Annotated in this window: 5 protein-coding genes and 1 pseudogene; 2 read left to right on the forward strand and 4 right to left on the reverse strand. The window is 53.4% G+C overall.

The annotated features are described in order from the left end of the window. The first annotated feature begins 195 nt into the window (after window positions 1-195). Window positions 196-489 carry a hypothetical protein gene (locus IKE44_RS10795; protein ID WP_235434242.1) on the forward strand — a complete coding sequence of 98 codons (294 nt, stop codon included), beginning with the start codon at window positions 196-198 and terminating at the stop codon, window positions 487-489. Window positions 490-542: 53 nt separating this feature from the next. Here the strand turns inward: IKE44_RS10795 and IKE44_RS10800 are convergent, their stop codons facing one another. The 3 genes from IKE44_RS10800 to IKE44_RS10810 form a co-directional block, all read right to left on the reverse strand. After that, window positions 543-1,448 carry a pseudouridine-5'-phosphate glycosidase gene (locus tag IKE44_RS10800; protein ID WP_049625301.1) on the reverse strand — a complete coding sequence of 302 codons (906 nt, stop codon included), beginning with the start codon at window positions 1,446-1,448 and terminating at the stop codon, window positions 543-545. Beyond that, the gene (locus IKE44_RS10805) at window positions 1,448-2,389 is read right to left on the reverse strand and encodes a carbohydrate kinase family protein (protein ID WP_049626779.1); all 942 of its coding nucleotides are present in this window, start codon (window positions 2,387-2,389) and stop codon (window positions 1,448-1,450) included. Before IKE44_RS10805 ends, IKE44_RS10800 begins: the two co-directional genes overlap by 1 nt. Window positions 2,390-2,570: 181 nt before the next feature. After that, the gene (locus tag IKE44_RS10810; RefSeq protein ID WP_287465879.1) at window positions 2,571-3,794 is read right to left on the reverse strand and encodes a YeeE/YedE family protein; all 1,224 of its coding nucleotides are present in this window, start codon (window positions 3,792-3,794) and stop codon (window positions 2,571-2,573) included. 149 nt (window positions 3,795-3,943) lie between these two features. Here IKE44_RS10810 and mscL point away from each other — a divergent pair, with 149 nt between their 5' ends. Then, window positions 3,944-4,339, forward strand: coding sequence for a large conductance mechanosensitive channel protein MscL (gene mscL / locus IKE44_RS10815; RefSeq protein WP_049625304.1), 396 nt, complete (start codon window positions 3,944-3,946; stop codon window positions 4,337-4,339). Window positions 4,340-4,469: 130 nt separating this feature from the next. On the opposite strand, the pseudogene IKE44_RS10820 reads toward mscL, so the two are convergent. Then, window positions 4,470-5,219: pseudogene (locus IKE44_RS10820) on the reverse strand (YjiH family protein); the annotation flags it as partial. Window positions 5,220-5,354: the final 135 nt, after the last annotated feature.

The following is a 5,354-nucleotide window of genomic DNA, read 5'->3' on the forward strand; positions in this document are numbered from 1 at the left end:
ACGTGTGGGATTCGTTATGTCTTCTGTTGGCAGGCGAAACGATCGATCGAGTTCTTTCCGCTACCTAGGGCATTTTCTATGACCGAAATGCCCTATTTGTGCTGGGCTTTTTTATACACTAGCACTGGGGTGAATAGTTACGAAAAAACGATATTGGCGCAAATTTTGCAAGTGCTGGATTTGTACGCGGCGGATATGCGCAAGCAGTTCGAAGCGCTCCATGAGAAATTCGACTCGCTCCAACGCCAAGTCCAAGCGTTGAATGAAAAAACGGATGAAATGGACAAGCGCATCGAGGAGATGGATGGACGGTTTGAGCGGCAGATTGCCCAGTTGGAGCGCACCGTGAACGAACGGTTCGAACGGCTCGAAGCGAAACTCGGCCACATCCGCGTCGAACCAGTTGAAACACAAGAAACGGTCGACTTCCACTCCGTCAAAATCGCCCAGCATGATCGAAAAATCCGCCATTTGCTTCACGCTCGATAAATCCTCCACTGCCATCATGCCCCCGCCTTTCCATCAAGGCGGGGGCGTTCGCATCAAGAAAGCTCTCGGGCAAGGTCGGCCGCCAAGGCGGCGTTGTTTTTCACTAAGGCGATGTTTGCTTTTAAGCTTTTGCCTCCGGTTAACGTTTTCACATGGTCAAGCAAAAACGGGGTGACCGCTTTGCCGGTGATGTGCTGCTTTTCTGCTTCCTTGAGCGCTTGTTCGATGATGGCGGTGATATACGACTCCTCGAGCTCCTCTTCTTTTGGGACGGGATTGGCGATCACAACACCGCCGTTTAACCCAAGCTTCCATTTCGTTTCGATGAACTGGGCGATTTCTTCTGCGCTGTCGAGGCGATAGTCGACGCGAAACGGGCTCGTCCGCGAATAGAACGCCGGCAGGACGTCCGTCTGATAGCCGATGACCGGAACGCCGTGCGTCTCGAGGTATTCAAGCGTCAACCCTAAATCCAAAATTGATTTTGCCCCGGCGCAGACGACCGCGACGTTGGTGCGCGAGAGTTCCTGCAAGTCAGCCGAGATGTCCATCGTCTGTTCGGCGCCGCGGTGCACGCCGCCGATGCCGCCGGTCGCAAATACGCGGATGCCCGCCATCTGGGCGCAAATCATCGTCCCCGCCACGGTCGTCGCCCCGTGTTTCTTCATGGCGACGACATACGGCAAGTCGCGGCGGCTCACTTTTTCTACATCGCGGCTTGTCCCGAGCTGTTCAAGTTCGTCTTCGGTCAACCCGATTTTGATGTTTCCGTTTAAAATGGCGATCGTCGCCGGCACGGCGCCGCGGTCGCGGATGATCTGTTCAACCGCTTTCGCCGTTTGCACGTTTTCCGGATACGGCATGCCATGCGAGATGATCGTTGATTCTAAGGCGACAATCGGCTTTTGTTCTGCTTTAGCTTGGGCGACTTCTTCGGAAAAGACGAGAAAATCATTCATCACTTCGTTCCCCCTTCGCGAAAATACCGCGCATAGGCGGCTTGCAACAGGTGTTCATTCAAAGCGGGATGCACCGTTTCGGCCGTTTGCAGCGTAAGCGCCGCGCTGCTCATCCCAAAGCGGCAGGCGTCTTCCACCGTATGTCCGCCTAAGACGCCGTACAAAAATCCAGCCGCAAAGGCGTCGCCCGCTCCGGTGGCGTCGGTGACCTCAACCTTCGGCGCCGCAATCGCTTCTGTTTCCCCTTGCTTGGTGGCGTACGCGACGCCGTTTGCGCCGCGCGTGACGACAACGTTCTGGGCGCCGGCGTGAAGGATCGCTTTCATGATGTCGTCCGTATGCCCATCTTTTCCCACAAATGCCTTCGCCTCCGCTTCATTCGTGACAAACCACGTCACACCAGACAAATCGCTGGGCAATCGCTTCACTTTTGGAACCGACACCGTCACAACACAAAGCGGGATGTCCTCTTGGCGGCATTGTGCAATCACCGAACGAATGACAGCCTTCGGGAAATTCGTGTCAAGCACGACCGCAGAAATCGGACCGAGCCGAGTCCATTGCTGCTTTAGCCATTCTTCCCCTACTGTATCATAAATGGCCATATCCGCCAAGGCGAGAACCATCTCGCCGCGTTCATCGAGCACCGCTGTATACGTCCCGGTGTTCGCTTTTGGCGTTCGCACGATGAAGCTCGTATTGACATATCGGCTCGTCACGTCAACGAGCCACTGTCCATCGCGATCATCGCCAACGGTGCTGACGAGCGAAACAGGTTGAGCAAGCCGTCCTAAGTTTTCGGCGATGTTTCTCGCCACCCCACCCGCGGTTTGCGTCGTGGTGACGGGATGGGACGTGCCGAGCTGAAACGGCGCAAGCAGCCGCGCCTTTCGGTCGACGTTCGCCCCGCCAATGCAGACGATCGAGGCCGCTTGCCGCATGCCTTTTCCCTCCTCTCCCAATGAACACCGCTGTCCTCCTTCCGCTCTCCCAAAACAAGGAAAACGATTTCAAACAAGCAGGCAGCTGCTCTTGTCGAAGCCTCACTGCCCATTGTACCATATGCCGTCCTGCATAAAGAAAGCATCTCGCCAACATGACGGGATGCCGATGTTCGAACGTTTAGTTTTTGTACGCGCAATACGGACGCAACTTGACACCGATCAAGCTGCCAAGGAAAGCAAACACAAACCAAATCCAACCATGGACGCTGAAGGAAGCGATGCCGCTGAAATACGCGCCGATGTTGCAGCCGAACGCCAGCCGGGCGCCGTATCCCATCATCAGGCCGCCGATCAGCGCACCGATCGTCATGCGCGTCGGACGCTTCCACTGAATGGGTTTTGTATAGCGGCCCGCGAGCGCCGCCGCCAATAAGGCGCCGACCATCAAGCTGATGTCCATCACAGTCGTTGTATCGTAGTAGAGGGGATTCGCAAGCGCCTGCCGTTTCGCTTCATCTTGCCAGTACGCCCAAGCGGTCGGGTCGATGCCAAACAGCTGCACGAACTTCGCTCCCCAAAGGGCGAAGGCGGACGTAATGCCCCAAGGCTTGCCGCTAATCATCAGCACAAGCGCGTTCGTTACAGCCAAGAGCAACGCCCCGACCAGAAGCGGCCACGGCCCTTTGTAAATCGCTTTCCAGCCATGATGGTTCTCAAGCGATGCAGCAACGCGTTGGCCGTGGCGTCGTTTTTCCATCACCGTCACGACATAATAGACAACCGCCAGCAAAACAAGTTGCAGCAGAAAGCCGCCCCATGCACCAAACGAAGCAATAAGCGAAATCGGATCGACGTGCGGCATACGCATCCAAACATCAAAATGCGTCGTCGCAATGACCGATCCAGCGATAAACCCGATCAAGGTGACGACACCGTTCGTATCACCGCCGCCAATATGGTACAACGTCCCCGACACGCAGCCGTCGCCAAGCTGCATGCCGATGCCAAACAGAAAAGCACCGACGATGACCGATACTCCCACGCCAAATACATACCCTGACACCGGGTGCCCGAGCGCCGAGCCTTTCACGAGCAACGGCAAAAACAACGCACTTGCCACCGCCATCATGACCATCAGTGCCCGAATGCCTTCCCCTTGGCGGTATAGAATAAACTTTCGCCAGGCGGATGTAAAGCCAAAATGCGCCTGGTACAATACAAATCCACCAAACGCTCCCAGCACATACAAAAGCGCCTGTTGCCAGGAAACACGGCTATATAAGAACAACGTGCCACCGATCAATATGAGGATGGAGACCGCAATAATCCACGCAGTCGGATGTTTCGGGGCGTTCGCCGCCTGTTTCGCGCGAACGTCTCGTTGTTGTGCGGTCACTTCCACGATGCGTTTCCCCTTTTGTTTTGGTTGATGAACGTATTCTATAATATTATAAAACCAATTGATTTGCTACGATTTAAGCTAAAAAGTTTCAATGTTGCGGCCGGTCGGGTATAATAGCAGACGAACATTTTCTTTGGAAGGAGATGACCATGTGGAACGAGTTTAAAAAATTCGCCGTCCGCGGCAATGTCATCGATTTAGCCGTTGGGGTGATCATCGGCGGGGCGTTTGGCAAAATCGTTTCCTCGCTCGTCAATGACATCATCATGCCGCTTGTCGGGCTGATTCTAGGCGGCATCAATTTCAGCGATTTGTCTTGGAAAGTCGGCAAAGCGGAAGTGAAATATGGGGCGTTTATCCAAACAGTCGTCGATTTTTTGATCATCGCGTTTTCGATTTTCCTGTTTGTGAAATTGATCAACACGCTGTATGAACGGGTGAAAAAGCAGGAAGAGGTGAAGGAAACCGCACCGACGCTGACGAAAGAGGAGGAGCTATTGACAGAAATTCGCGATTTGTTAAAGCAGCAGCGGGAAACGCTGTGAAAGCCTGTCTCGGAGGTGGACAGGCTTTCATGGCGCTGAAACTTCTCAATCGGGTTGATGGAATGGCGGCGAACCTGAAAATCGCAGCCACCCCATCGATGTCCGTTTTCATCGAAGCGCCGCACTCCCGTCAAAGCAGCCAATATGCGAGCGGCGCGGTGAGGATGAGCGTCAATACAGTCCGCTCGAACCAAATGACAAGAAGCCGCGGCAAGCTGAGCGGAATTTCTGTAGATAAAATGCATGGAATGACAGCGGAAAAGAATAGGATCGCCGAGACGGATACGACCGCAATAATGAATTTTGTGACAAGCGGAGCTTCGGTGACAAGCAAAGCGGGCAAAAACATTTCCGCGATTTCAATGGCCGAAGCTTTCGCAGCCAACAACGGTTCAGGGATTTGCAACAGAAGGGTGAATGGATAGAACAGGTAACCCAACCAGTCAAACACCGGCGTATATTCAGCGAGCAACAGCCCGATCAGTCCGACTGACATAATGGAAGGCAAAATGCCCATCGTCATGATGAAGCCATCGCGCAAGTTTTCCCATATGTTTGTCCCAATCCCTTTTGACTGTCCTACCGCTTTCATCGCCTCGGACCAAGCTTGCTTCATATAGCTTCCCGTCACTTTTTGTTCGGGATCTCCTTTGCCGTCGTAATACTCGTCGCTCATGCGGCTCAGCGGCCAAAGCCGGGCGGTCAGCACTGGAACGGCAAACGTCACGAGAAATGTCACCCAAAAATACGTATTCCAGATTGGCATGAGCCCCAATGTTTTCGCGACAACGACCATAAATGTCACCGATACAGTGGAAAAGCCGGTAGCGATGATCGCTGCTTCTTTCACGGTATATTTGCCTTCTTTGAACACTTTATCTTAATTAGGCGAGAAGACTCCCACTTCAACGAAGCGAAGCGGAGTAAGTGGGAGATGAATCGCCTTAACTATATTTTGCTGAAAATAGGATAGATTCAGTAAAATATAGTATCATATAGTTAGATGGGAGGTGAA

The organism is Geobacillus sp. (assembly GCF_017515625.1).
Classification (GTDB): domain Bacteria; phylum Bacillota; class Bacilli; order Bacillales; family Anoxybacillaceae; genus Geobacillus; species Geobacillus stearothermophilus.

Excerpts from the sequence above, each read along its gene's own strand:
- IKE44_RS10795 (WP_235434242.1), top strand. The coding sequence starts at position 196 with ATGCGCAAGCAGTTCGAAGCGCTCCATGAGAAATTCGACTCGCTCCAA.
- IKE44_RS10800 (WP_049625301.1), bottom strand. The coding sequence starts at position 1,448 with ATGAATGATTTTCTCGTCTTTTCCGAAGAAGTCGCCCAAGCTAAAGCA.
- IKE44_RS10805 (WP_049626779.1), bottom strand. The coding sequence starts at position 2,389 with ATGCGGCAAGCGGCCTCGATCGTCTGCATTGGCGGGGCGAACGTCGAC.
- mscL (WP_049625304.1), top strand. The coding sequence starts at position 3,944 with ATGTGGAACGAGTTTAAAAAATTCGCCGTCCGCGGCAATGTCATCGAT.